The sequence below is a fragment of the Longimonas haloalkaliphila genome (assembly GCF_055379825.1).
In genome coordinates, this window is sequence record NZ_AP043948.1 from 3,384,805 (window position 1) to 3,410,383 (window position 25,579).

Genomic DNA, 25,579 nt, shown 5'->3' on the forward strand with positions numbered 1-25,579 from the left:
ATCAAAACAGGTTCTCAGTCCGCATGTCAAGGTGGATGCAGGAGCCCCCCTCTGAAAAGAAGTTCGCTCAGTCACCACGTGTAACCTGTAGCGCGTCTACAGGGGTAACCAGCCAGGTCGCTATCGTCAATTTTCGTCGGAGCCGTCGCTCGAATCGGGGGTGGTGCTGGGCGTAGGGAGTCCCTGAGTCAGACGATCGTCCTCTTCTGGAGCGTCTTCACCGGTCGGCTGGGGCGCTCGTTCGGTGCTGCGTGCCGGTGGTACTTCTTCCTCTGACTGCAGGGCGCGCACCAACCGTTCAGCACGGCGCGCCTGGGAGGTCTCCGGAAAGGTGGTGGCCAGATGCTGCATGAGCGCTTGCAGCGCGCGATGCGGCTGCCCACCGTCGTCGGATTCGCTCTCATCAGAGGGAACGATCTGCTGGGGCGGACCTGCTTGCTGCATGCTACGCTCTTCGCGATCTGCCGCTTCTGTTTCGGCGTCGGGGATGCCGAGCGCTTCCACAAGCTGTTCGAGCTGTGCTTCTGCCGCAGTGCTGTCTCGCCTGTGGAGCTCCAGGTAGAACTGCCCGACCGACCAGAGAACACGAGGGGTTATATCGCTATCCTGCGGATAGGCACGCGCCAGGTCTGCAAGACGGTGCAGGGCGCTGTCCCACTCTTGGTTCTCGCCAAGCGTTCGGGCTTCTTCGTAATCTTGGTGGGCCTGGCGCACGCTGTCGGAGCGCTCTGCCACCGGCGCCTCGCCAAGCCGCATGCGTGACTGCAAGGCGAATATTGACGTGCTCTCTTGTTCTGCAAGCGCCCGATATTGGTTGCGCGCTTCTTCGGGGCGTCCCGCTGCATCAAGCGCCTCTGCTCGGGCATATTGGGCGCGCTCATTAACCGGGTGGGTGGGCGCCTCGTTGAGCACGCGCTCATACCAGAATAGCGCCGAGTCGGGCTGTGAGACGTTCAGGAAGAGCGCGTTGCCAAGCTCGTACCATGCCCACACGCGCTCGGATCGCATCTCTTCCTGTGCTTCTTCGGTGCGTGGCACCTCATCTACGTTGAGTCCTGCCTGTTGGGCGCGTTGGAAGGCTTCGCGGTCTGCTGCTGTATCGGATGCAGATGACACCTGACCTTCTGCAGGTTCCTCCGTGCCGGCCTCCCGCTGGACCATCTCGGCTGCTCCTGCCTCGCGGTCTACAATGGCGGGCTGCTCGACAGAACTGACGTCAGGCGATATATCTCGGATGCGCCAGAACGGTTCACGGTCGCGATCCCCCCACTGACGCCGGAACGAGCGCTGTCCTTCTTGCATCCGCTGCGGGTCGCGATGGAACAGAAATCCAGCCTCCTCACTGGCTGCATCGATCGTGAGCTCAGACGCGTCAGCCCCTACACGATTAGACGGCTCTGCTCCGTCGACTCCGAACCGCGTATCTTGTTGCTCGGACTGGCTCCCAGTGACCTGTTCAGCCTGTTCAGCACGGCGCGCTTCTGCGATCTGATCGATCCGTTCCTGAAACTCCTGTGGCGGCAGTTCACCGAGGGCCAGCAGCGAGTCGTAGCGTGCGATGCGTGCGCTGGGAGCAGCAACCCGCTGGTAGCGCTCGGCAAGCGCCCGCACGTTAGGCAGCGCCGTGGCGGGGCGCGCCTGGTAGGTCTCGACTTCTTGTTGGCCCAGGGCGGTTGCCGACGAGTCGAAGTAGGCTGCCGCGGTCTCGTAGTCGCTCCATGTATTGCGATACATCATGCCCACGCGGTAATAAGCGCGGCCCTGTAGTTCACGGGCGACAGGCTCTTCGCCATGAAGCAGGGCCTGGTAGGCGTTAAGTGCAGCGTTGGGGCGCTGTTGCAGCTCCTGTACATAGGCCTCCAAGAGTCGAAGTTGGTCGCGCTGCTCTGCGTTGCGATCGTCACGCGCCAGAAGGTCGGTTCGGCGCACGAGACTGAGGTCGCTGCTCGTGTGTGCTTCGGCGCGAAGCGCCCCCATGCGTCCAGCCAACTGGACCTCAAACTCGCGCGACTCGGCCGCTGCGCGGTAGGCTCGTGTGGCCGCCCGGTAGTCCGACCGCACCTCAAAGATCTGTGCACGCATCAATTGGGCACGGGCCGCCTCGGTACGCGGCACGTCTCCCTCCAGGGCCCGGTCAAGCGCCTGCAGCGCTTCGCGCCAGGCTCCCTGCCGGGTGTCCAGCTCGGCCTGCACGAGCCAGAGCTTGCTCGCCCACGGCTCTTGCAGACTTCCCTGTTCGATACTCGTGCGCACTTGCTCAGCAGCGCGCTCCGCATCCCCCTGACTGACCCGCGTTCGAGCCAGCCAGAACTGGGCTTCTGCAGCACGATCATCGCTTAGCGCAATGATCTCATTGAACTTTTCGGCAGCAGCGCCCCACTCGCCAAGATAGAAGTACGACTGCCCGATCAGCATGAGAGCATCGTCAACCCACTTCGACCGTGGGTGATCACGCAGGATATCAGCTGCTCGCTCGATGGCTTGTTCAAACGCCTGGCGGTTTACACGCGCATCGGGCTCAGGAAAGACAGCGACGAAACGATCGGGCTCAAGCGCCCGCGTGCGCTCCTGCACGGACTCAAGTCCGGTTTCGAAGTCTTGCTCGGCGTTATAGAAGGTGTTGTAGTACGCCCGAAAGTTATCGACGCGGCTTCCCACAACTGAATCGGTGCTGCAGCCTGCCATGAGCATGCCAATCAGCAGTACGAAGCCGCCTGTAATGAGCCAGCGCAGGGAAGCCATGCGACGCGTTCAACGATGTTACGAGGAGGAAGTACCGATTAAGAGCCTGCTTTGATTGCTTCATTTGGGCTCCGTACGGCTCCGCTGGACTGCCCCCCAAAACCCAAACAGGCTCCAAGGCCAAACGCCCTGCACCCTGCGGCCAGCTGCTTAGCTGAGAAGTAAGCGTGCAGGCGAGCGTCGGCCGGGAGGCACTCTCAGCAAGGCAGTTGAAGCAGCTATAGCGTGGCTACAGCAATGGAAACCAGCGATGCTGAGGCGTGCGATCCAACGGCGCGCAGCCCGCGAAGAGTTTTCAGACGCTGCCTAATCCATGCGGCTTACGTGCACCATGTTTGTACGGCCCCGAGCAGGGAGCGGCATGCCTGCTGTCATCACGATGAGCTCACCCGGCTCAACAAGGCCCTGTTCCTTAAGCACACGGTGCACCTGTGCGATGCCACGGTCCGTATCTTTTTGGAAGGGAACGTGAAAGCTTTCTGTTCCCCATAGAACGCCCAGTCGGCCTACGACGCGCTCGTTGTCCGTGAAGGCATAGATAGGCATGCTGGGGCGGTGGCGGGATATGGAGCGTGCTGTCGCCCCCGAGTTTGTGAGGCAAGCGATAGCCTTTGCTCCTACCTGTTCGGCCAGCCGGCAGGCGGTAAAGCTCACCGACTCGGTAACGCTATCGGTGCGTTCCAGCTGGTCGGGAGCCTGCACGAGCGCCCGGCGGCCCGTACGCCAATGCGCTTCGGCCTGGCGAATGATCTTGTCCATAGCACGCACAACGCGCACCGGGTCGTTCCCGACCGCAGTTTCGCCTGAGAGCATGACGGCATCGCTCCCGTCAAGCACGGCGTTCGCTACGTCGCTTGCCTCAGCGCGCGTGGGGCGCGGATTCTCGATCATGCTTTCGAGCATCTGCGTGGCTGTAATGACGGGCTTAGCCACCGAGAGGCTCTTGCTGATCAGTCCCTTCTGGGTGCCCGGCACTTGCTCCATGGGCATCTCAATGCCCAGGTCGCCACGGGCAACCATAATGCCGTCGGTCTCTTCGAGAATAGCGTCGATATTACGCACCGCTTCGGGCTTCTCAATCTTTGAGATGACCGGTGTGCTCTTTCCCGCCTCGCGGATGCGGCGCTGCAGCTCGGCTACGTCGCCGCGCGTGCGCACAAAAGAAAGAGCGATGAGATCCACGCCGACCTCCAGTCCAAACTCAAGATCCTTAATATCTTTTTCGGTGAGCGACGGCGTAGACGTACGGATATTAGGCAGGTTAACTCCTTTTCGTGAGCGTAGCGGACCGCCTTCGACCACGCGAGTTACGACATCGCCCCCATCCCTGATCTCGGTAATCTCGAGCTCGAGCAGTCCGTCATCGAGTAAAATGCGCCCGCCAACGTCGGCATCTTCAGCAAGCGTCGCGTAGTCAATCTGTACACGTTCGGGCGTGCCGATGTCAATCGGGTCGCTCGTGAGCGTGATGGTCTCGCCCTCGTTGATAAATATGCAGCCATCTTGCACTTGTCCCACGCGGATCTTCGGGCCTTGCAGATCCTGCAGAATAGGCACGACACGCCCTTGTGCCTGTGCGGCCTCGCGCACCATCTGGATACGCCCGGCATGCTCCTCGTGGCTACCGTGTGAGAAGTTCATGCGAGCCACATCCATGCCTGCAGCGATGAGCCGTTCGATGGTCTCAGGGTCGTTACTGGCAGGCCCGAGGGTGACGACGATCTTTGTGCGACGATGCATATGCAGGGAAAAGATTGATGAGGGAAAACCTGTAGATTACCAACGTACTGATACAGCGCGGCAAAGAACACCTACCTGCGTTATCTATCTGCGAATGAAAGCGCTCCCACTACCTGTTACTTGCATGTTGTTGCTGGTATGTACCGGTGGGGGGACGCCAAATCTCTAACACACTGCTCTAACGCACCACGAGCCTGTCAGGTACGTGAGGTGGGGGTCGGAGAGGCAGGGTCGCGGTCAATTTTTTCGGTATCGCGCACTTGCAAGGCAGATGTAACCATAATAAGCTCCCCTACATTCTCAAGGGTGAGCAGTCCGACCAGTTCGCCGTTGTCCACCACTGGCACGGTCGAGCAATCGCTCTGTTGCATCTGGCGAAACGCCTCGTCGAGCATAGCGTCGACGGGTAGCGATGTGCACTTCGCATCGGCAATGTCGCGCACCGGGTGGGCGCGGCCGTGCTTGCGCAGCGCCTCGATGAGCTGCTGGCGACTTAGCATACCGACCACGCGGCCCTCGTCTACGATAGGGAAGTCATGGTCAGTCCCCGCGAGAAGCTCGTCGACCGCGTCGCCCAGGGTCGCGTCGGGCGGCAGCACTCCGAAGCGTGTCATCATGGCTTTGCGCACCGGGGTGTCGCGGGCAACCGCCCGGAACTCTGCATGCTGCGACTCTTGTTGAGCGCCGACATACACGAAGAGCGCGATAAACAGCAGAATGAAGTTAAAGCTGATGATCCCTATGAATCCGAAGAGGACCGCCATAAACTGTCCGACGCGTGCCGCGGTGCGGGTGGCACGTGCATAATCCTGACGCATAGCCAGAAGAGCACGCAGCACGCGCCCTCCGTCCATTGGAAAGGCAGGCAACATGTTAAACACCGCAAGCCCTACGTTCAGCCAGAGCAGGGTAGTAAGCAGATGCGCGTTGACGGTGTAGGCGGCGTTAATGCCGAGCGGGGCACCCAGTGGAATCAGGATTGCCACCAGCACAACAGCGATTGCTACGTTTACGAGCGGCCCCGCAACAGCAATCCAGAACTCCTTCATGGGATCCTCAGGCAGCTCTTCTAAACGCGCCATCCCTCCAATCGGATAGAGCGTGATGCTCTGCGTAGGTATCGAGAAGTATTTAGCCGTGAGCGCATGCCCGAGTTCATGCAGCACCACACATCCAAAAAGTCCTCCGACCAGTCCAAGAATATAGAGCGTTGTTTGCAGGCTTTCACCCTGGTAATACAGGAACGCTACAAGCCCCGCCACCAAAAGCAAGAACGTCCAGTGCAGAAAAATGCCGATGCCCGCCACCGACCCAACACGAAGTGATCGATTCATATTAGTAGAGTGTTTGTGGCAATTGAGGAAGTATGTTGCCTGTAGGAGGACCCATACACCAGGCTGTAACAGCTCATGCAGCAAGGTCGTCCGTGAGGGTCGTCAAGTAATTCAGTTTTGTTCTAACAGGTTATATTTTCGGATTGTACTTTCGGTTGTGTTTTTGCGGCTATCTCGTCACGTACATCCTGGTGGATGGCTGCGTAGCACCGGTCCGAGACTGTGTGCCAGAATGCCAAACAGCATGCCTAATCAGCATGCCAGGCAGCGTCTGAACCAGTGTAGTACGCCTTAGCCGAATACGAAGATCGCTCACGCGCTGCGTAACAAGCTATGTAACAAGTTGTGTATACGGTCAAACTATACCGTATGGGCAAGGTCACAGGGCAAACCCGAGCAAACCCGTCAGCCCCTTATGAACTTTTAAGACCACTCATTCAACGCGTCGTCAAATTGATGCGTTTCTCGTTTTGGACGCTTCAGACAGGGAAAGCGGTGTAATACTTGCGGTGTACTTGGCGAAACAAGAGGCCGTTTACGGAACGCACAGCATTGACTTCAGGTTGAGAAGTCTTGATATTATGCAGTACGGTATCTAATTTTACCCTGTCAATCCCATCCGCGCGCTCACGCACCGGCAACACCCAGAAGCGCCCGTATCACACTTTTTTGCACCAGTCGGCACACCTATGGCCTCCGACGAACAGAACTCTCCTGAAGCGAAAAAACAAGCGACCTCACTCAACGGGTCCGCAGATTCGTCCGATGCAGAAGCCGGCGAGCGCGTTGACCTAACGTTTGAGGGCGATGACCTTGACGCAAAGCTCGGACGCAGCAGCGGTGATGACCTGAACCGGGCTGACTTTGGCATTATCAAAATTACCGACGAGGGGCAGATCCTTTTCTTCAATGCCTACGAGTCAGAGCTGAGCGGCGTAGATCCAGAGGACGCGGTCGGGAAGAACTTCTTTACGGAGATCGCTCCCTGCACAAACAACCGGCTCTTCCGGGGCCGCTTCAAGAAGGGGATTCGTAAAGACATGCTCGACGAGACGTTTACATACACCTACACGTATCGCATGCGCCCCACACTGGTTACCATTCACCTCTATCGTGACAGCCGGGGCGATAACTGGATCATGGTTAAGAAGTTTTAATGACGATTGCACTTCCACCCAGAGCGCACATCTCGGCTGTGGCGTCTGCAGGCCTGAGCCAAGCAACAAGTGCAGAGGCACAACAGGCTTCGGCATCTACACGAGCGGGCCTAACATCAAGCGCAAACAGTAGGTGCAAAAGCAAGCACGCATGTGGCCATAGGTACATAGCTCCCGCCTACCCCTCATGCCTGTCCGGTGCGAAACTACTGTAACATCGGGGCGACCTGATCCTCCGTTCCGAACGCTACCTCGGTATGCAGGTCTATTAGTTATACGCATACTAAGCTTCCATTCATGTGCTTGCCCCGTACGCAATGACGCGTTGTAACTGCTCTTCTGGCAACTCCCAACGCAGCGGAACCATGGCTGTCCGCGCCCCGCGTGCTGAGCAAGCCTGTCGCGCAGCCCTTGAGCGTGCCACGACCAGCGATGCCAACCCCTGGCACGACCTGCTGTATAACCGGCTGCGCGACTGTGCTGTACCAGCGGTCATTGATAACGATGCCATTACCCCGGCAGCGTCTATCTGGACGGGCTCGCGGCTCTGGCTGCAGGCGTTTCGGGCAGCGGAGCTACAGGCCGGCGACCGCATCGTCATCGCCATGCCGCCATCTGCTGCTTTCCTCCAGGTACTCGTTGCAGCTATCTGGCAGCGGCTCACTGTTGCGCTCGCCCCCCCTGAAGGCGCTGAAGCGCTCGTCGACACGCTCGATGCACGCGCGCTCATCCACCCGTCGTCCGACTCGCCCCATAACTGGATGCCAGACGGATGCGCAGGGCCCCTCCGGCCGCCTCATGCACTGCGCACAGCGCGGCATGATCGCACGCCCGATGCCCGGTTCCTGCTACGCACGTCCGGTACGACTACCGAAGGAACCTGGTACGCGCTGTCAGATGCTAACGTGCTCTCGGTACTCGCCACCCACCTGCCGTACTTCTGCTTGAAGCACGCCCGCGTGGTTTCGGTGCTGCCATGGCACCATGCCTTTGGACTGGTGCTCGACCTGATGCCGGCCCTGCTTTCTGGAGCCGAGGTCATTCGCGATCCCGAGGGCGGACGTGACGCCGAGTCCATTCTTGCGCTACGCGATGCGTGGGGCGCTACGCATCTCTCCGCCGTTCCTCTGACTATGCAGCGCCTCCTTGCCCATGACGAAGGGCCCGGCTTTGTGAGCCAGCTCCAGGGGGGCATCGTTGGCGGCGCCCCCATCAGCGCTCCACTCGCCGACGCCCTCGACGGCTCTTCGCTGCGGGTCGGCTACGGACAGACCGAGGCCAGCCCCGGCATTGCACTTGGCGACTCTGGCATATGGGCAGCTAACTACCTCGGGCAGCCTCTTGGCTGTTCGGTCCGCATTGCCGACGACGGCGAACTCCTCTTTCAGGGGCAAAATGCCTGCTTCGGAACGTGGACGACCGAGGGGCTCGTCCGGTTAGACCCCGACCGATGGGTTGCCACCGGCGATCGCGCCAAGCGAAAACGCGATGGCCTCTACTTTCGCGGACGCAAAGATGACTCGTTCAAGCTGGCAAACGGACGTATGGTACCTGCCAGCCAGTTCGAAGCAACGCTTAAGGAAGCCTTCGACGCTGCCCACGACGCCTTTCTCTTCTCGCCCGACGGCACCTCCATCGCTGTTGCCCTCTGCTGGGACGACTCCACTTCGCCTCCAAGCACCAGTAAAATCGGGGCACACCTCGGCTCGCTCCATGCGCGACTTAACCACACGCTCGTGCTCTCTCCTGACGACTGGCCCACGACCCCGAAAGGCGCCTCCAACCGCGACCTGCTGCGCGAGCAACTCCACAAGCGTCTCACATCTCACGCCGCCTCCATCTCGCAATGAGCAATTCGTCCTCCTCTGCTTCTCAGGAAGACCCCCTTGCACTGGGCCCCAACGTCACGCTTCCCCCGGCTGTTGTTGAGCAGTTTTCTACGTCGTCCTCATCGGCTGTTGTGCTCACGTCGGCTGCAGAAACAGCCTGTCAACAGGCCCGCGCAACACTGGAAACACTGCGTGCGCAGGAGGCTCCGTTGTATGGCGTTACAACGGGGTTTGGCCCCCTTGTGCAGCACGATTCAGCTCCGACCTCCCAGGAGCGTGCCCAGAGCCTCGTGGCTCACCTCACCACCGGTACGGGTCCGCTCATGCCGCGATCTGTCACGCGAGCGATGTTGTTGCTGCGCCTGCACGCGCTGTCGCAGGGCCATTCGGGCATCCGACGGCCGGTGCTGCATGCACTGCGCGACTTGATTAACGCATCCATTACACCGGCTATTCCCAGCATTGGATCGGTCGGAGCGAGCGGCGACCTTACGCCGCTTGCATTCGTGGCTCGTGTTCTTACCGGGGCCGGCACCTGTCTCGATCCAGAGGGTCAGCGCGTTCCGGCAGAGGCGGCGCTTGAAGCGGCAGGCATCGAGCCGGTTGCGCTGGATGCCCGCGATGCACTCGGCATTGTGAATGGCACTTCGTTCATGACGGCTTACCTGGCGCTGGCCTGCGCGCGAGCACAGCGCCTGCTCGTGCACGCCGAAACGCATACCGGGTGGATATTCCGTCTGCTGGGTGCCTCGCTCGAACCTCTCGACCCGGCTCTGCACGAGGCTCGGGGGCACCGCGCGCAAGTAGAAAGCGCAACGGTCATCCGAGAGGCGGCAGAAAACGGAGACTCTGCACCGGGCGACAATCGCCCGCTTCAGGAGATCTACTCGCTTCGATGCGCCCCGCAGGTGCTCGGGGCCTGCCGCGACCAGATCGGGTATGCCACCCGCATCACCAAAACCGAACTCAACGGCGTATCCGACAACCCCTTGCTCTTTCATGAACCGCCCCGCGCCATACACGGGGGGAACTTTCAGGGACAGCAGATTGCGTTCGCTGCGGATGCGCTCAATGCCGCCCTTACGCAGATCGGCGTGCTGATGGAGCGGCAGCTCGACCTGCTGCTTACGCCCGCCCACAACGGGGGGGCCCCGCCGCTGCTGGCCTGGACCCCCGGCGCAACACATGGTTTTGCAGGCGCTCAGCTCACTGCTACAGCGCTCGTTGCCGAGCTGCGCCAGCGCGCACAGATGACGGCAACCAGCTCCATCCCGACCAATGGCGGCAACCAGGATATCGTGTCGATGGGGGCCCTTGCGGCCCGAACTGCTTATGAGCAGACCCCACACGTGGCACGTATTCTATCGATTCATGCGCTGGCGGCGCTGCAGCTGCGCCACTTGCAGCGCGACGACCGTGCTACCGGCCCCGCTCCTCCTGCGCCCAACCACTGGCCCGACATGCCGCCCCTGACGGCCGACCGGCCGCTCCACGATGAGCTGAATGCTTTCGCCGACACACTCCTCGCTCCGCCCAGCTCCCATGCCTGAACGCACCGAACCCGGACCCGGCCAGGAGTCGGTCTGGGACTACCCCCGCCCGCCCGCGCTTGAGTCGACTGATCGGCGCATCCGGATTGTCTTCAACGAAGCTACGATTGTGGACACGACCGGTGCCTACCGCGTGCTGGAGACCAGCCACCCGCCGGTGTACTACGTGCCTCCTGAAGCCATCGCCGACGGCGTGCTGCAGGACGCCGGGCGCACCTCGCACTGCGAGTTCAAAGGGCGCGCACGGTACTACGACGTTGCTGTAGGCGACCGCCACGCGGCTCAGACAGCGTGGGCGTACCCATCTCCTACCCGTCGGTTTAAGGCGATTGCCGGATACGTGGCTTTCTATGCCCACAAGATGGACGCCTGCTATGTCGGCGACGAGCAGGTGGATGCGCAGCAGGGCTCGTTCTATGGCGGCTGGATCACGAGCGATGTAGTCGGCCCCTTCAAAGGCGGGCCAGGCACCATCGGCTGGTGACCGTCACCTCGTACAGGAGCCTCAACGTACCCACAAAACTCGTGGAGACGCCCCAACGGGACGTCTCCACTTCTATTGCACCTCCGACCATACTCACGCATTATCAGACCCGTTCGATCGCCTGCTCCAGGTCGGCCCGCAGGTCGTTGATATCTTCGATGCCGACCGACAGTCGAATCAGCGAGTCGGTCAGTCCGATCTTAGCGCGCTCCTCAGCCGGGATGGACGCGTGGGTCATCGACGCCGGATGCTCGATCAGGCTCTCTACGCCCCCCAGGCTCTCGGCAAGCAAGAACACATCGGTGTTTGACAGCACCGTCTTCGCCGCATCCATGCTGTCGTCGGTGAGCGTAAACGCGATCATACCGCCAAAGTCGCTCATCTGCTTCGCAGCAATGTCATGGCCGGTATGCGACTGCAACCCCGGGTAGAGCACCGTGTCTACTTTGGGGTGCCCGTCGAGGAAGAGCGCCAGGGCGCGAGCGTTGTCGCAGTGGCGATCCATGCGCACATGCAGCGTTTTGGTGCCACGCAGCGCCAGAAAGCAGTCCATCGGGCCGGGAGAGGCGCCCGCGCTTTTCACCTGAAAGCGCAGCTTCTCTGCCCACTCCTCGCTGCTGGTACACACCGCCCCCAGAATGATGTCGGAGTGCCCGCCCAGGTACTTCGTTGCCGAATGGAGCACCATGTCGGCGCCCAGATCGAGCGGCTGCTGCAGATACGGCGTTGCAAACGTGTTATCGACCGTTACATCGATATCGTGCGCATCCGCAATGTCGCATACCGCTTCGATGTCGACGAGCCGCATGAGGGGATTCGTCGGCGTTTCGACCCAGATCATAGCGGTATCGTCGGTGATGGCGTCCTCAACGTTCGCGAGGTCGCTCATGTCCACAAACGAAAACTCGATGCCAAACGGCTCAAACACTTTCGTGAAGAGGCGAAAGCTGCCGCCGTACAGGTCGTTGGTCGAGATAACATGATCACCCGGACGCAGGCCTTTCATGATGGCGTCGATACCGGCTACGCCCGAGGCAAAGGCGATGCCGTGGGTGGCCCCTTCGAGCGCAGCCAGATTTCCTTCAAGCGCGGTGCGCGTCGGGTTCGAAACGCGCGAGTACTCGTAGCCCTGGTGTTCGCCGGGTGCGCTCTGCACATAGGTCGACGACTGGTAGATGGGTGTCATGACCGCCCCAGTCGAGGGGTCGGGCTGCTGGCCGGCGTGGATCGCGTTGGTACCAAACTGACGGGTAGAGGGATCGGCATCCATAGAAAAACTCAAGGTTGGTGTACAGAGAACGAATGAGCATGAGGCTGCTCGTTGCAGACGGGAGTGCGGTGCCTGGCGCGTTGCATAGGCAGCCCACCGCAGAATGCATCTTGGTTTTAGCATCGCCCAAACAGGCTCTAAACACAGATAGCCCCGACCTCGCATCGAGACCCGGGGCTATCTGAGAGAAGCGAGCACAGCGCAGGCCGGGGCGTGCAGGATCTGTCAGGATCTGTGCACGCACGAAGGGCCGGTTTCTGTCCGTTGTTTGTTCGCGCTGTTTATCACGCTGTTTTTTAGCTGTTACTGACCCTGGGGCTCGCCCATGTCAGGCTGTTCGCCTTCGAGCTCGTCAAAGCACGACTCAATGGCGACGGCATCGTCGGTACGGTCTACCAGCACGTAAGCGCGGTAGAGCTCGCGGCATACAACACCAAAGTTCTCATCGCCCTCGTCCATCATGTCGAACGCCTGCTCAAAAGGACCAATGGCCTGTTCGATAAGCTCGCGACGCTCACCGGCCAGTTCTTCCAGGCGGGCATCTTCTTCATCGGTCAGCTCCCGGCCTTCTTCCTGCACCTCCGTTTCGACCGCACTGATCTGATCGTCACGGTCGGCTGCCTGGTTCACATAGGCTGCACCGAGGTTGAAGAAAATACTTCCGTCGTCAGGATTGAGTTCGGCAGCGCGTTCGAGCTGCTCAGCCGCCTCCTCATACTGCTCGTCGTTCAGCAGCAACGATCCGTAGTTGTACCGGAAGATCGCGTTGTCCGGATTCTGCTCTACTTGCTCGCGATAGGCATCGAGCGCGCGATCCATTTCGCCTGCGGCTGTAAAGGCATTAAGACGCAGCTCCTGCACCTCCTGGTTCTGCGGGTAGAACTGCACGGCCTCATCAAGAAGGTCCAGGGCTTCTTCTTCCTGACCAAACTGCAGGTAGAGACTACTCAGAATGGAGTACAAGTCCACGTCGGCTGTATCCTGGTTCGTTTCGATGGCTCGCTCAAGCACCGGAACGACCTCTTCACGGTCCCCCGCATTCAGCAGGGCAAACGCTTCGTTGGTGTACGCATCGCTGGAGTCGGGAGCGATAAGACGGGCGCTGGTGAAGAACGAAGCCGTCTCCCGAAACAGCTCGGGGTCCTGAGCTTCCTGTGCGTCGTTGAAGCTTTCGGCACCGCGCTGCATCAGATCGATGTACGAGAACTGACGCTGCGACTCAACCTGGGAACGAGCATCGGGGCTCAACTCCGCAGCCTGCTGGCGGGCTTCAGCAACCTGTTCGTACAACTGAACGCGCTCTTCTGGCATCGCTGCTTCTTCAGCCTGGGCCTCAAAGATTCGGGCTCGTGTCAGGAAAGCCTCCGCGTTCTCGGGGTTCTCTTCAAGCGCACGCTCTACGCTCTCAAGCGCTGCATCGTAGTTGCCGTCTTCAAGCGCACTCTCTGCCTCGTTGATGTTGGGATCGCCAACCGCACAACCGGCAAGCAGAACCCCCGCCATCATTACGACGCAGAGAAATGAGTACATGGAATACCGACGTTGCGTCTTCATAGTGGGTTTGGTTCAAGCCAAGGATATCATCAAAGGGGTGCCCCAACGTTGCTGCCACCTGTGTCGTTTTGAACGACTTGCAGCAATGTAGGAATATAAATGTAATTTAACGAGTCGATAGAAGCAGTTGCAAGCATGTAAACGGGATTCATTCGTGAAGTATTGCCCTTTCGCATCCTTGTTTTTACGGCGGGCTTGCTTTTATCCTGATGTGAACGGTTTACTTGTAACGGAAGCGTTTATACGCTGACCGTGGCCTGGCTTGCGGGTTACCTGCTTGCGGGCTACCTGCCTCAGGAAGTCTGTTCTCTGTACAGACGTGTGCAGAAGTCCTGCGTAGCGGTCCTGCTCGGCCACTACGCGAGTTCTTGCCTGTGTGTAGCGCTACTGCTCCCTTTTCGATATGCTCTCCGCCTACCGTAGAACCCCCGCTTATGGAATCGCACCCGCATCCCGACGACACTATTATTGCGCCCGGACTGCGGGCGTTCATGCAGCGCATCGTGGACTACGCCGGTATGTTTCCGCCGGCCGACCTGCGGCTTACCGACGCAATGGAGCGCTTCCTGAGCTACCGGGGCGAGCCGGAGCGCTGGATGCTGAACCGCTTCGTTATTCCCACACGCCGCCTTGAAGAGCTGCGCCCCTTTCGGCAAGCAATCGCGCACAATCCACCAGTCGGATTTTCGGTGCTGGGCACCGGTGGCGCCACGCCTGAAGCATTTCTGGAAGCGTTTACAGCCGACCTCGACCACATCGACCAGTGTGTCGAAGATCATCGCAGCCGCGTGCGCCCCGATGTCATGGAAGTGCGGCTCCCGGCCTCTCTGCTCGATGCCCCCGACCTAACTGCCGTACGCGACTTTCTTGCAGCGGTCGACACGCACCTGGCCCGTCACGGACTGCCCCACCTCGACATCTTTTTCGAGGTGCCGCTTACCGATCAGACCACTGCCCGCTTGCCCAAACTACTGAGCGCCTTCGCCGATGCCAACGCCGATCAGCCGGTCCCCGAACGCAGCGTAATCGGTCTCAAGATCCGCTGTGGCGGCATGGAGGCTGGGCTCTTTCCCTCGGTCGAGCACGTGGCCACTGCCATCGCCGCGTGCCGCGACGCCAGCGTACGGTTCAAAGCAACCGCTGGACTGCACCACCCGGCCCGCCATTACGACGACAATCTCGAGGTGATGCGCCACGGCTTCTTCAATGTGTTCGGAGCCGCCGTCTTTGCGCTGCAGCATGACCTGGATGCCGACGGCATCGCGGCCATCCTCCGCGAAGAAAACGAGGAGACGTTTACCTTCACGCAGGAAGGGATGCAGTGGGGACCGCTTTCTGCGTCGGTCGAAGACATCTCATACGCCCGCTCTACCCTCGCGCACTCGTTTGGCAGCTGCAGCTTTGAGGAGCCCGTCGACGACCTGCGGGCGCTTGGGCTCATGTAGCCGCCCGTAAGCCCGCTTCGGACTGCGCCCCCCCACAATCTTGTCTCGTACGCCTACCCTCCCAAGCAACGCCTTTATGTCTGCCTACCTCATCCCCGCTGCCGACGCCTCGTTCATCGACGTGCCGGCCGATCACCCTTTTCCGATTCAACACCTGCCCTACGGCGTCTTCCGCCCCCGTCCCGATGCCGACCCCCGCGTGGGCGTGGCCATCGGTGATCAGGTCGTTGACCTTGCTGCGCTGGCCAACGAGGGCCTCTTCGACCACGAAGCCCTCGCCCCGGATGTGCATCCCTTCCGCGCCGATGCGCTGAACGCGTTCATGGCGCTTGGACAGCCCGCCTGGCGTGCCACACGCAGCACCCTGCACCACCTGCTTCACAAAGACACCTCCACCCTGCGCGACAACGCGTCGCTGCGCACCCGCGTGCTGCATCCGCAAGAAGATGTGTCGATGCTCCTGCCCGCCGAGATCGGCGACTACACCGACTTCTACTCCTCGCGCGAGCACGCCACCAATATCGGCACCATGTTTCGCGGGCCGGAAAATGCGCTCAAGCCCAACTGGCTGCACCTGCCGGTGGGCTATCACGGACGCGCCAGCTCGGTGATCGTAAGCGAAACGCCGGTGCATCGCCCGTGCGGCCAGCGCAAGCCCGACGACGATGCGCCCCCAACCTACGGGGCCAGTCAGCTGCTCGACTTTGAGCTCGAAATGGGCTTCTATGTCGGCACCGGCAACGCACTTGGCACGCCCATCCGCGCAGCCGATGCCGAGTCGCATATCTTCGGCCTCTCGCTCGTCAACGACTGGAGCGCCCGCGACATCCAGAAATGGGAGTACGTACCCCTCGGGCCGTTCCTCGGCAAGAGCTTTGCCACCACCGTCTCCCCCTGGATCACTCCGCTCGACGCGCTCGAACCCTTCCGTACCGACGGCCCCGATCAGGATCCTGTGCCGCTCGATTATCTGCAACCTAACGACCACGCGAACTTCGACATCAAGCTCGAAGTGCAGTTGCAAACGCCCGAGCTCGACGCCCCGCACACGATCTGCCAGACCAACTTCAACTACATGTACTGGTCGATGCGTCAGCAGCTGGCGCACCATACCGTAAACGGCTGCAACGTGCGCCCCGGCGACCTGATGGCCTCGGGCACGATCAGCGGCCCCACCGAAAACAGCTACGGCAGCATGCTGGAGCTGGCCTGGCGCGGCACCAAGCCCATTCAGCTACCCGACGGCTCCGAGCGCTCCTTCCTGCAAGACGGCGACCGCGTCGTCATGCGCGGATGGGCGCAAGGCGATGGCTTCCGCATCGGACTCGGCACGGTGGCGGGTACCGTACAGCCTGCGCAGCCGCTAGATGCGTAGGGGATGCACGGGTGTTTGAGGGATGCGCACGCTGCCACCCGCATCGCGTGTCTTTGCGCGCGCCCCGCCATGCCGTGTCACCCTGACATCCCGTATCCTGCTGCATGCTATAACTCTGACAGTCCGTCTTTCACGTTGTCAGACCAACACCCGGCCTGCCTGTCACAACTGACAGGCAGGCTGTCTCGTTGTCAGCCTCCTCGACTGTTTTTCCTGCCTGAGCCCTTCTGGTACAGGGGTTGCATGTATAGATGAGTGCAGAGTTGAAGGTGATGTACTCTGCACTCCTTCCATTACAGTCTACACAAAAAGAACCCACAAGGTGATTACTATGACGAACATTACCCGCACCCCGAACCGCAGCCTGCGCACCCTGCAGAACGAAATTGACCAGGTGTTCAACCGCCTCTTCCCTACATCCGAGGGCAATGGCGACCGTAGCGAAAGCACCACACGCATGTGGGCCCCTCGGACCGACATGGTCGAGACTGCCGACAACTACGAGATCCACCTCGATCTGCCGGGCATGTCGAAGGACGATCTGAAGATTAACATGCAAGAGCGGCAGCTCACGGTAAGTGGTGAGCGGCGCCACGAAGCGCGCAATGAAGATGATGAGTTTGTACGCGTAGAGCGCGCCTTTGGCCACTTCCACCGCTCCTTCACGCTCCCGCAGTCGATTCAGGAAAGCAGCATTGAAGCGGTGTACGAAGACGGCGTCCTGAAGATTACGGTGCCAAAGGCGGAAGAAAGCAAGCCACGCCAGATTTCGATCCAATAAATGGGTCCTGGCACACGTTGTAAACCTGGGAGGTAGACGGATTGCCTCGAATCCGTCTTGAGTGCCTCCCACCACGCCCCGGCGGCCTCACGGCGGCCGGGGCGTTTTTTTGTTGTGGGATCGGTGATGCGTTTGGCAGTGAGGGGGATGCTCTCTTCAAGCCTGTCTTGGTGAATAGAAGTTGCTAGCGCGGCGACCTCGTGCGTTCCCCTACACGCTGGGCACAACTTCCGAAACTCCCCTCCTACCGGCGCAGCCGGAAAGGACGGGTGCCCGTAGGGCCGGGTGGTCCTGAGTCGGATAAAGATCTCGGGTCTTCGCTCCGCTGCGCTCGGGATAACTTGTTGTTGTGAATCTGTTACGGACAGAACACTTCCTCCTCTACAGCATCGATCTTTCGGTACCAGGTCCCCCCAGCCCCTGCCGGCCCTGGACGCCAATCCAGGGGGCCAGGGTATCCCCATGCCTGTAGGGGCAGCCGTTCCTGCTCCGAGCAGAACCCTGTCTTCCCCCTCCCATACGAGTATGCATCAATCCGCCCTCTTACGCGCTGCCCGACATCTCCATGCCTACGTTTGACCATTTCGTGGATGCGCTGCGCGAGCGCCTGAGCAAGCCGCTTCCCGGCTTCGGAGCACAGCGCACCATGGCCCCCCGTTATGATGTCGGTCAGCGGGGCATCCCGACCGATGAGGTCGACTGCACCGACGCCGGCGTGCTTGCGCTGCTCTACCCTGATGACCAGGGCATTCCCACGGTGCTGCTTACCATCCGGCGAAGCAACCTCGCTCATCATCCCGGCCAAATTTCGTTTCCGGGTGGACGCTGCGAGCCGGGCGAAACGGAATGCGAGACCGCGCTTCGTGAAGCGCAGGAAGAGGTGGGACTGCCGCCCGAGGAGGTGTCGATTCTCGGTGCGTTGACGCCGCTCTACATTCCCCCATCCGGATTTTGTGCACACCCTTTTGTGGGCATGCTACCCTACACGCCACAGACAACGCCGCAGGAGAACGAGGTCGAAGCGCTGCTCCCCACACGTATCCCGCATCTGCTTCACCCGGGCACGCGTACTGTAGAAACGTGGACGCTCCATGGCACTCAGATCGATGTGCCGTTTTATGACGTGGAGGGGCACACGGTGTGGGGCGCTACGGCAATGATGCTCGCGGAGCTGCTCGATGTGGTGCGTAGCACAGATGCCATGCTGCGCGTGCAGTAACTACGTTCCAGCAGACACACGCCGGCAGCCCCCGGGGCGCCTCTCTGCCCGCTTGTCCTCCAAATGATAAGAGCATCCATGTTCAGGATGCGGACGCCGGGTCTTCGCTGTCGGCCTTGATCGGACTGTGCGTGCGTTCGGCGACGGCGTGCTTCATGCGCTGGTAGATCGCTGAGAGCCCCTGAGTCCGCTGGGCCCCCAGCAGTTCCGACAGGCCCAGGTCGCGCAACGGGTAATCGGTTGCATTGGCGACCGCTTCGGGGGTGGCACCATCAAACGCCTCGTGCAGAATCGACACGAATGCCCGCGCCGTGGGGGCGTTGCGCGGCACGTGTGCAATGACCCGCACGGTGCCGTCGCGCACCTCCGGACGCAGGAAGACGGGCGACTGGCACTCGTGCACCATGTTCATCCCGGCATCGCGAAGCTCCTGATAAGCTTCAGGCAGCGGCGGCAGCTTGCCTGCATACTCCAGAAGCAGGTCGAGCCGCGTGTCGCGGTCTACCATCTGAAATCCGGCGGCGATGTCCTGGAAAGAGCTCATAGTCCGTTGCGAGTTTGTACCGTACGAGTATACCGTATGAGGCCGTATGGGGATGAGATGCGACAGGCCTGGGTGCCTACTTCAAGGCTTCAGCCGGCTCGGCATCGCCTTTCTCGATGGGCATACCAACAAGGTTCCCCCACTCCGTCCACGAGCCGTCGTAGTTTTTCACTTGGTCGAAACCGAGCAGGTACTTCAGCACAAACCACGTGTGGCTCGATCGCTCGCCAATGCGACAGTACGCGATGGTATCGTCATCGGGGTTCAGTCCTTCACGCTGCTGGTAGATGGTCTCCAGTTCCTCGCGTGGCTTGAACGTGCCATCGTCGTCGACCGCCGTCGACCACGGCACATTCCGCGCACCAGGAATGTGTCCGCCGCGCATGGAGCTCTCTTCGGGGAGTCCGGGCAGGTGCGTCACCTCACCGCGAAACTCCTCGGGCGAGCGTACATCTACCATCGGACCGCCCGTTTCTTGGTGGGCAAGCACCTCGTCGCGGAAGGCACGAATCGAGAGATCGGGCCCCTCTGGCGCCGGGTAGGAGACAACAGGCAGGTCAGGCGCATCCGTCGTCATCGATCGGTCTTCGGCTTCCCACTTGGCACGTCCGCCATCCATGATGTGCAGCGGTTCGTGTCCGTACAGCCGGAATACCCAGAAGGCGTAGCAGGCCCACCAATTGTTCTTGTCACCATAGAATACAACAGTGGTGTCAGGCCCGATACCTTTCTTCTCACAGAGTCGGGCAAATGCCTCCTCATCGATGAAGTCGCGCTGTACGGGGTCTTGCAGTTCGGTGTGCCAGTCGAGCTTCACCGCGTTGGGAATGTGTCCGGTTTCGTAGAGCAATACGTCTTCGTTGGCCTCTACAATACGAACCGAGTCGGTATCGTCAATGTGATCGGCGACCCAGTCGGTGTCGACCAGTACGTCGGGGTGGGCATAGGTACTCATCGGTGCAGTGGGCATGTTGAGCGTTGCGTGGGCTATTGGGGATGCATCCGCCTGTCTGCTGATGCAGTGTGACGTTACACCCAATGATTAACACCCTCAGCCTGGAGCGGTGTTCACACAATGCCTGTCCGCACGGGACTCTGTTGCGTCTTGTTTACAGGTGGTCGTTCACGGGTGTCCGGTTGCGCGCGAGTTTGGCAGTGAGCTGGATCGACGATGCGCGCTTTTGACTGTCCGTTTTCTGGCTACCCGTTTGGGCTGCATAGGCGTCAGGTGCTATCAGTCGATATACCGCTTCAGATAATCGACGACGGCCTCCACATCATCGAGGCGGTAGTCGGCGGCTGTATCACCGGGGCCGACCTTTACGGTGCAGGCGTCGTAGTCCGCGAGCGCGCTAAACGCGTCTTCGTCGGTCACGTCGTCGCCGAGGTAGACCGGCGTGCGACCAGGATGCTCATCGGCCACCTCGCGCACCGCCCGCCCCTTGGTGTGGTCCTGGTGGCGCAGCTCCACGACCTTCTTGCCCCAGATCGCCTCCAGGAAGTCAGGCGCCGTGTCGACCCACGCCCGCAGGCGGCGGCGCGCATCGTCGGCGTCGCGCGCTTTGCGGTAGTGCACGGCAAACGTGGGCGGCTTTGCTTCGAGATGCAGCCCCTCTACCGAGGGCACGTTCGCCTGCATCTGCGAGAGCGCCTCTACCGTTTCATCGTTGAACGACGGCGGTTCGGCGGTATCGGTGGTGCCGTACTGCGCGCCATGCAGCCCAATAGCGGGCACATTGGCCGGAAAGAGGCGGCCCAGACTGCGCAGGTCGCGCCCGGTGATGATCCACAGCGGATAGCGCTCACGCAGCGCCTGCACCACCGCCGGCACGTCGGGATGCGGGTAGGCAGCATCCGGGTCGTCTACAATCGGAGCCAGCGTGCCATCGTAATCCAGAAAGAAAAGCGGCGAATCAACGCGTGGAGGAGTACTCATAGGAGAAGCCAGGACAAGTCAGAAGGTAAGCGAGGCGGGAAGCAGCAGTTCGACAGTGGGGACGGTTCCTTACTGCTGCAGCGAATCCAGGAAGCCGCGAGCCCAGCGCTGCACATCGAGCTTTTCAACGGTCGATTTCAGGCCCTTCAGCCGTGTAGTGCGCTCCTCCTCATCCATTTCGAGCGCCATGCGGATGGAGGCAGCGAGTCCGTCGCGGTCGTAAGGATTCACCTGAATGGCTTCGGGAAGCAGGTAAGCCGCGCCGGTCAGTTCGCTCAGAATAAGCGCCCCGTTTTCTGTAGCGGTGATGAACTCCTGCGTTACGACATTCATGCCGTCGCGGAGCGGCGTGATAAGCGCAGCATCGGCCGCGCGGTAGAAGGCGCACAGCTCAAACTGCGTGTAGGTGCGATAGCGGTAGTTAACCGGCACCCAGTTATCGCGGGCAAACTGTCCGTTGATGCGTCCCACCACCTCATCCACCTCGCGCTTCAGCTGCTGGTAGGAGTCGACCTGTGTGCGGCTGGGGGTGGCGATCTGGTAGAAGCTGACCGAGCCGTGGTATTCGGGATTGTCTTCGAGGAAGCGCTCAAACGCTTCCAGACGCGAGAGCACGCCTTTGGTGTAGTCGAGCCGGTCAATGCCAATCACGATGTGCTCGGTGCCCAGCCGCTCGCGCAGGCGAGCCGCTTTTTCCGTTACCTCATCAGATGCGGCCATCTGCTTAAAGCGCTCGACCTCGATGCCGATGGGATGCGCCTCGACGCGGGTGGTGCGTCCTTCGTAGTGGATGGTCTGCCCCTCGATTTCGGCGCCAAGCAGTACGCGGGCGCTCTCCAGGAAGTTATCGACGTACTCCTCAACGTGCACGCCCACCAGGTCGCAGTGCAGCATGCCGCGCAGCAGCTCGCGGGCCCACGGCAGGATGCGAAAGACCTCCATGGCTGGCCACGGGATGTGCCAGAAGTGGCCGAGCGTGGCATTGGGACGCGCCTTGCGGATGTGCTGCGGCGCCAGCATCAGGTGGTAGTCTTGCAGCCAGATCTGCTGGTCATCTTCGGCGACCTCCTCCACGACCGCGTCAGCAAAGCGCTTGTTCACCGCCCGGTAGATCTCCATGAAGTCCGGATTCGGCTCGAAGTGCTGAATCATGTAGTGCGACACGGGCCAGAGCACGCGGTTGGCCATGCCGTAGTAGTAGCCGTCGAGTTCGTCCTTGCTGAGCGGCACGCGGCGTACGGTGAAGTCGGGGTCGTCCGCGGGGAAGAGCTGGCGTTCGGGCAGATCCGGATCTTCGCCCATCCCGATCCAGGCGCCGCCGCGCTGACGCAGCACCGGGAGCAGCGCAGTGGAGAGCCCGCCCACAGAGGGGACCCACTCTCCGTCGTCTGATTGGCGGATGGGGACGCGGTTGGCAACAACGGTAAGGCTCACAGGCTTCGAGGCGTTAGGTACGGGTACAGCGATGAACGGGCGAGGGAACGCAGGCGATACGCCTGTGCGCCCCTTGTACTACGAACGCACAGCCTCCTCGTCGCGCATCCGCTCGTAGTGCGTGCGATGCTTGGTCGCATCCGCAAATAAACAGAGTCCGGCGTTAAGTACAACCAGGCTGCCGGTTCCGGCCACGATCCACGACAGTGTGGAGGACTTCGGGTCGGCTTTTTTCAGGGTCGCATGCCCGAACAGGCTGGCGCCGGTGCCCACGGCGAGCAATCCGAGCGGCGCCTGCCAGCGCCAGCGGGTGTAGTGATCGTGTGCATCCATAATACGGAATGGCTTTGAAAGATTCAGAAAGCGACTGAAGCATTATCGAAAGGCAATACCACGAGCAGGGCGCAGGCGTTCTTATGAAGTGGAACGCTTTCGTGAAGGCACCCCGCCTGGCTTCTGCGTAGCGGGTCGGCTACGTAGCTGCAAGTTGCATGGTGAGTCCGCCCGTAACTGCGCCGTGCAGGGCGTTGGGAACGGCGGTGTGGCGGACATGGTAGCGCTGCATTTCGCGGCGTACGGGGTAGTCGCGGCGCAGCGCAGCAAACTGTTTGCCGCGGGTTTCGGGGGGATGCGCAGGGAGGGCCCGCATGCGGCGATCGTCATCGGCGATCGCATAGGTCTGCCGGGCCAGCATGTGGAGGTACTGAGTGCGAAACGTGTTCGGATCGGGCGGGGTGCAGTGCCAGCTCTCGGGGGCATGTTCGGCGAGGGCCGATTCGGGCGTCCACGTAGCCGGCTTGCCGCATGTTCTGCAGAGCGCCTCGTAGAGCATGTGCGTGCCGCGCACCTTGCCGTCGTAGGCATATCCGGCGATGTGGGGGGTGGCAAGGGCTGTGCGGGCAACCAGTTCGGGATCGGGCGTCGGCTCGTTGGGCCACACGTCGAAGAGCGCGGCGCCCAGGTGGTTGCTGTCCAGCGCCTGCGCCACCGCGTGTGGATCGATGACGTCGCCGCGTGCGGTGTTCACGAGCCAGGTGCCTGGCTGCATAGCGGCAAGCACACCGGCGTCAACCAGGCGGACGGTCGGATGCGCACCCGTTTTCGTAAGCGGCACGTGCAGCGACACGATATCGGCCGCGCGCAGCAGCTCCGTCAGCGACACGAACGGGTGGTCGCCGCCCGGATGCGCCTCGGCCAGCGGGGGATCGTTGCGTAGCACGTGACAGCCGAGCGCTGCGCAGCGGCGCGCCACCCGCGCCCCCGTATTGCCATGTCCGATAACGCCGACGGTACGGTCAGGCAACGATACGCCCTGCGCGGCCGCATGGCGCAAGAGCGCCGCGATCACGTAGTCCGCCACGCTGTCCGCATTGGAGCCGGGCGCATGGGCAAACGGAATGCCGCGCCGCTGCAGGAGGTCCTGGTCGATGTGATCGGTGCCGATGGTGGCCGAGCCGACAAAATCGAGCGAGTGCTGCTGCAGGAGCGCTTCGTTTACGGGTGTGACACTGCGCACGAGAAGCGCGTCGGCCGAGCGGATATGATCGGTGGTTATGGCGCGTCCGGCCACCGGCAGAACGGTGCCGATCGTACCAAACGCCTCGCGGGCGAGCGGGATGTTTTCGTCGACTACGATGGTCATTGTTGAGGGCGTGGGCATGGAAATCGAAAGCGCTTCGAGTAAAAAGTACACACTATATACGCAGCAAATCTATGCGTTACCACTGTCAAGGCGGGGTTAACGCATGATCAATCTACGGCGAACGCGGCGCAATCCATAAGATCAAATTTAGGGTGAATGAGGATAGTACATTGTAATGCATGCATTTACCTAAAACAGAAAAGGGAAACCTCGTACTACAGGGACTGTTGACCGCCCTGCCTTATGTTCTGCCCTGCAAATACGTAAGCATGTATGGATAAATTCCATGGCATGCATGTCTTGTTTTTGAGACATGGCTTCGAATCCTACGAATAGCGTTCTCATACGCATGAGCACATATACGAAAATAGCTTCCACAGGTATCGCCTGTGCCTCGTTAGCCCTGATGGTGTCTACCGGAGGCCCGAGCCTGTCCGCCCTTCCTTCTTTTTCTGCGGAGTCAGATGCATCCGCCACTTCTTTTGCATCTGAAGACCCGCACGAGCTCCTTTCCACTGCATACCGGAACGGCAGCGACGACGTACGTCCTTCTATTGAGCACCTGCCCGAGATCGATGACGCCACGCTGTGGCTCGCCCGGGCTGTTTTTTCGGAAACGAAGAAGCCGCACGAGCAGGAGCTGGTGGCGTGGGTCGTTCGCAACCGCGTTGAAACGGAGTACCGGGGCCAGTCGACCTACGAAGGAGTTGTACTCGACCAGCGCCAGTTCAGTGCCTTTAACTACAACATGCCTCGGCGCGCGTTCTATATGAACCTGCAGCCGGACACGCAGCTGGACAGCTGGCAGCAGGCGCTGCATGTAGCCTACTACGTGCGCCACGCCGACGACGCCTACCGTCCGTTTCACATCTCGACACGGCACTTCTTCAGTCAGGTGTCGATGCCCGACCACCGCTTCCCGCACTGGGCCGACCAGCGCCGCAAGATCGATCCGCAGTGGAATATCACGTTGGATGAGTGGCGCTTCCGGTTCTACGCTAACCTGTCGTAATCGCAGAAACGCGTTCCGTTGATTGAGACGCCCTCCGTCTCCTACCGATGCGCGAGCATCGGAGGAGGCGGAGGGGCCAGGTTGCCATGTATCGTGGCGTGAAAATCTTCCGAGGTTCTCATCGCGCGGAGAGAGCATAAGCGATGGACGCAGCGATATCGCGCGTTCCATCATGGTAGTCCGCCCCAAACAGCGACGCATGAGATTGCACCCCAGGAGCACTTCCTCCCTACGGTCGGGGCGCCACGTCGCTACGCTCCTCGGAATGACATGGTGAGAGTATTCCTGGGGGGGGCGTCGCAAGGAGGGAGCGCCGGCAACGGACGCGGCGATCTCGTGCGTTCCACCAGAGCAGCCCACTCCACTCGATGCCTGTAGGCGTGCAGGGACGGCGCTCAGGTCCTTTCACATGCAGCGTCAGGATGACTTGTGATGGAAGGCGGGTGGACTTGGCAGTCTTCTGCGACACCATGCATGATTCGCACGCTACAGAGTCCCCTCCTACCGGCGCAGCCGGAAAGGAGGGGTGCC

General features: G+C 60.9%; 20 protein-coding genes. 9 read left to right on the forward strand and 11 right to left on the reverse strand.

The window, feature by feature from the left end; all coding sequences use genetic code 11:
- Nucleotides 1–126: 126 nt before the first annotated feature.
- The 3 genes from ACZ48V_RS13225 to ACZ48V_RS13235 all read right to left on the reverse strand — a co-directional run bounded on the left by ACZ48V_RS13225 (nt 127) and on the right by ACZ48V_RS13235 (nt 5,816).
- Nucleotides 127–2,742, reverse strand: a complete 2,616-nt coding sequence (locus tag ACZ48V_RS13225) for a tetratricopeptide repeat protein (protein WP_464539840.1) — start codon at nt 2,740–2,742, stop codon at nt 127–129.
- Nucleotides 2,743–3,048: 306 nt separating this feature from the next.
- The gene (gene pyk, locus ACZ48V_RS13230; RefSeq protein WP_464539842.1) at nt 3,049–4,482 is read right to left on the reverse strand and encodes a pyruvate kinase; all 1,434 of its coding nucleotides are present in this window, start codon (nt 4,480–4,482) and stop codon (nt 3,049–3,051) included.
- Nucleotides 4,483–4,679: 197 nt separating this feature from the next.
- The gene (locus ACZ48V_RS13235; RefSeq protein WP_464539844.1) at nt 4,680–5,816 is read right to left on the reverse strand and encodes a site-2 protease family protein; all 1,137 of its coding nucleotides are present in this window, start codon (nt 5,814–5,816) and stop codon (nt 4,680–4,682) included.
- Between the two features lie 689 nt (nt 5,817–6,505).
- Here ACZ48V_RS13235 and ACZ48V_RS13240 point away from each other — a divergent pair.
- From ACZ48V_RS13240 to ACZ48V_RS13255, 4 genes are all read left to right on the forward strand, one after another.
- A complete protein-coding gene (locus ACZ48V_RS13240) occupies nt 6,506–6,973 on the forward strand; it encodes a PAS domain-containing protein (RefSeq protein WP_464539846.1) in 468 nt (155 codons plus the stop codon).
- A 365-nt stretch (nt 6,974–7,338) separates the two neighbouring features.
- Nucleotides 7,339–8,823 (forward strand): AMP-binding protein, encoded by a 1,485-nt coding sequence (locus tag ACZ48V_RS13245; RefSeq protein ID WP_464539848.1) that lies wholly within the window; start codon nt 7,339–7,341, stop codon nt 8,821–8,823.
- The gene (locus ACZ48V_RS13250) at nt 8,820–10,352 is read left to right on the forward strand and encodes an HAL/PAL/TAL family ammonia-lyase (RefSeq protein ID WP_464539850.1); all 1,533 of its coding nucleotides are present in this window, start codon (nt 8,820–8,822) and stop codon (nt 10,350–10,352) included. Before ACZ48V_RS13245 ends, ACZ48V_RS13250 begins: the two co-directional genes overlap by 4 nt.
- The gene (locus ACZ48V_RS13255; RefSeq protein WP_464539852.1) at nt 10,345–10,836 is read left to right on the forward strand and encodes a DUF427 domain-containing protein; all 492 of its coding nucleotides are present in this window, start codon (nt 10,345–10,347) and stop codon (nt 10,834–10,836) included. Before ACZ48V_RS13250 ends, ACZ48V_RS13255 begins: the two co-directional genes overlap by 8 nt.
- Nucleotides 10,837–10,939: 103 nt before the next feature.
- Here ACZ48V_RS13255 and ACZ48V_RS13260 read toward each other — a convergent pair whose 3' ends face one another.
- The gene (locus ACZ48V_RS13260; protein WP_464539854.1) at nt 10,940–12,106 is read right to left on the reverse strand and encodes a cystathionine gamma-synthase; all 1,167 of its coding nucleotides are present in this window, start codon (nt 12,104–12,106) and stop codon (nt 10,940–10,942) included.
- A gap of 303 nt (nt 12,107–12,409) precedes the next feature.
- Nucleotides 12,410–13,660, reverse strand: a complete 1,251-nt coding sequence (locus ACZ48V_RS13265; protein WP_464539856.1) for a tetratricopeptide repeat protein — start codon at nt 13,658–13,660, stop codon at nt 12,410–12,412.
- 434 nt (nt 13,661–14,094) lie between these two features.
- Here ACZ48V_RS13265 and ACZ48V_RS13270 point away from each other — a divergent pair, with 434 nt between their 5' ends.
- The 4 genes from ACZ48V_RS13270 to ACZ48V_RS13285 all read left to right on the forward strand — a co-directional run bounded on the left by ACZ48V_RS13270 (nt 14,095) and on the right by ACZ48V_RS13285 (nt 18,480).
- Nucleotides 14,095–15,105 carry a hypothetical protein gene (locus ACZ48V_RS13270; RefSeq protein WP_464539858.1) on the forward strand — a complete coding sequence of 337 codons (1,011 nt, stop codon included), beginning with the start codon at nt 14,095–14,097 and terminating at the stop codon, nt 15,103–15,105.
- A gap of 76 nt (nt 15,106–15,181) precedes the next feature.
- Nucleotides 15,182–16,480, forward strand: coding sequence for a fumarylacetoacetase (fahA, locus tag ACZ48V_RS13275; protein WP_464539860.1), 1,299 nt, complete (start codon nt 15,182–15,184; stop codon nt 16,478–16,480).
- A gap of 331 nt (nt 16,481–16,811) precedes the next feature.
- On the forward strand, nt 16,812–17,261 hold the full coding sequence (locus ACZ48V_RS13280) for an Hsp20/alpha crystallin family protein (RefSeq protein WP_464539862.1): 450 nt from the start codon (nt 16,812–16,814) through the stop codon (nt 17,259–17,261).
- Between the two features lie 565 nt (nt 17,262–17,826).
- Complete coding sequence (locus ACZ48V_RS13285) at nt 17,827–18,480, forward strand: NUDIX hydrolase (protein WP_464539864.1); 654 nt, start codon at nt 17,827–17,829, stop codon at nt 18,478–18,480.
- A gap of 82 nt (nt 18,481–18,562) precedes the next feature.
- Here ACZ48V_RS13285 and ACZ48V_RS13290 read toward each other — a convergent pair whose 3' ends face one another.
- From ACZ48V_RS13290 to ACZ48V_RS13315, 6 genes are all read right to left on the reverse strand, one after another.
- Nucleotides 18,563–19,024: a SufE family protein gene (locus ACZ48V_RS13290; RefSeq protein WP_464539866.1), complete on the reverse strand. Its 462-nt coding sequence runs from the start codon at nt 19,022–19,024 to the stop codon at nt 18,563–18,565.
- A 76-nt stretch (nt 19,025–19,100) separates the two neighbouring features.
- Nucleotides 19,101–19,979, reverse strand: a complete 879-nt coding sequence (locus ACZ48V_RS13295) for a sulfurtransferase (RefSeq protein ID WP_464539868.1) — start codon at nt 19,977–19,979, stop codon at nt 19,101–19,103.
- Between the two features lie 279 nt (nt 19,980–20,258).
- Nucleotides 20,259–20,960: a trehalose-phosphatase gene (gene otsB / locus ACZ48V_RS13300; RefSeq protein WP_464539870.1), complete on the reverse strand. Its 702-nt coding sequence runs from the start codon at nt 20,958–20,960 to the stop codon at nt 20,259–20,261.
- Between the two features lie 69 nt (nt 20,961–21,029).
- Entirely contained in the window at nt 21,030–22,394 is a 1,365-nt protein-coding gene (locus ACZ48V_RS13305) for an alpha,alpha-trehalose-phosphate synthase (UDP-forming) (protein WP_464539872.1), read from the reverse strand.
- Nucleotides 22,395–22,472: 78 nt separating this feature from the next.
- On the reverse strand, nt 22,473–22,727 hold the full coding sequence (locus ACZ48V_RS13310; protein WP_464539874.1) for a hypothetical protein: 255 nt from the start codon (nt 22,725–22,727) through the stop codon (nt 22,473–22,475).
- A gap of 139 nt (nt 22,728–22,866) precedes the next feature.
- Entirely contained in the window at nt 22,867–24,054 is a 1,188-nt protein-coding gene (locus ACZ48V_RS13315; protein ID WP_464539876.1) for a 4-phosphoerythronate dehydrogenase, read from the reverse strand.
- A 331-nt stretch (nt 24,055–24,385) separates the two neighbouring features.
- Between ACZ48V_RS13315 and ACZ48V_RS13320 the strand changes: the two genes are divergently transcribed.
- Nucleotides 24,386–25,048, forward strand: coding sequence for a hypothetical protein (locus ACZ48V_RS13320; RefSeq protein ID WP_464539877.1), 663 nt, complete (start codon nt 24,386–24,388; stop codon nt 25,046–25,048).
- Nucleotides 25,049–25,579 lie beyond the last annotated feature (531 nt).